We start from the raw sequence: 1,751 nt of genomic DNA, 5'->3' as shown, positions 1-1,751 counted from the left end.
CTCACCAAAACACCTTCGGTGTTGTAAGGTTAAGCCTCTCGGGTCATTAGTACTGGTTAGCTCAATGCATCGCTGCACTTACACACCCAGCCTATCTACGTCGTCGTCTTCAACGGCCCTTCAGGGGCATCAAGTGCCCAGGGAAGACTCATCTCGAGGCAAGTTTCGCGCTTAGATGCTTTCAGCGCTTATCTCTTCCGCACGTAGCTACCGGGCAATGCAATTGGCATCACAACCCGTACACCAGTGGTGCGTTCACTCCGGTCCTCTCGTACTAGGAGCAACCCCTCTCAATCTTCCAACGCCCACGGCAGATAGGGACCGAACTGTCTCACGACGTTCTAAACCCAGCTCGCGTACCACTTTAAATGGCGAACAGCCATACCCTTGGGACCTACTTCAGCCCCAGGATGTGATGAGCCGACATCGAGGTGCCAAACACCGCCGTCGATATGAACTCTTGGGCGGTATCAGCCTGTTATCCCCGGAGTACCTTTTATCCGTTGAGCGATGGCCCTTCCATTCAGAACCACCGGATCACTAAGACCTGCTTTCGCACCTGCTCGAGCCGTCACTCTCGCAGTCAAGCTAGCTTATGCCTTTGCACTAACCTCCTGATGTCCGACCAGGATTAGCTAACCTTCGTGCTCCTCCGTTACTCTTTGGGAGGAGACCGCCCCAGTCAAACTACCCACCAGACACTGTCCGCAACCCCGCTCAGGGGCCCACGTTAGAACATCAAACATTAAAGGGTGGTATTTCAAGGTCGGCTCCATGCAGACTGGCGTCCACACTTCAAAGCCTCCCACCTATCCTACACATCAAGGCTCAAGGTTCAGTGTCAAGCTATAGTAAAGGTTCACGGGGTCTTTCCGTCTTGCCGCGGGTACACTGCATCTTCACAGCGAGTTCAATTTCACTGAGTCTCGGGTGGAGACAGCCTGGCCATCATTACGCCATTCGTGCAGGTCGGAACTTACCCGACAAGGAATTTCGCTACCTTAGGACCGTTATAGTTACGGCCGCCGTTTACCGGGGCTTCGATCAAGAGCTTCGCATTGCTGCTTACCCCATCAATTAACCTTCCGGCACCGGGCAGGCGTCACACCGTATACGTCCACTTTCGTGTTTGCACAGTGCTGTGTTTTTATTAAACAGTTGCAGCCAGCTGGTATCTGCGACTGGTCTCAGCTCCATCCGCAAGGGACTTCACCGAATCCAGCGTGCCTTCTCCCGAAGTTACGGCACCATTTTGCCTAGTTCCTTCACCCGAGTTCTCTCAAGCGCCTGAGTATTCTCTACCTGACCACCTGTGTCGGTTTGGGGTACGATTGATTGTTACCTGGAGCTTAGAGGCTTTTCCTGGAAGCGTAGCATCGGTTACTTCATCACCGTAGTGACTCGTCATCACGCCTCAGTGTTAACGGTGTTCCGGATTTACCAAAAACACCCACCTTCACGCTTAAACCGGGACTACCGTCGCCCGGCCAACCTAGCTTTCTCCGTCCCCCCTTCGCAGTAACAACCAGTACGGGAATATTAACCCGTTTCCCATCGACTACGCCTTTCGGCCTCGCCTTAGGGGTCGACTCACCCTGCCCCGATTAACGTTGGACAGGAACCCTTGGTCTTCCGGCGTGCGGGTTTTTCACCCGCATTATCGTTACTTATGTCAGCATTCGCACTTCTGATACCTCCAGCAGCCCTCACAGGCCACCTTCGCAGGCTTACAGAACGCTCCCCTACCCAAC

At 53.9% G+C, this 1,751-nt stretch carries 1 rRNA gene; it reads right to left on the bottom strand.

From position 1 onward, the window contains the following. Positions 1 to 25: 25 nt before the first annotated feature. Positions 26 to 1,751: ribosomal RNA gene (locus ABRZ28_RS24170) — 23S ribosomal RNA — on the bottom strand; the annotation flags it as partial.

The sequence above is a fragment of the Brenneria sp. g21c3 genome, from assembly GCF_040240345.1.
GTDB lineage: Bacteria > Pseudomonadota > Gammaproteobacteria > Enterobacterales > Enterobacteriaceae > Brenneria.
This window is presented reverse-complemented; position numbering and strand designations above follow the sequence as displayed.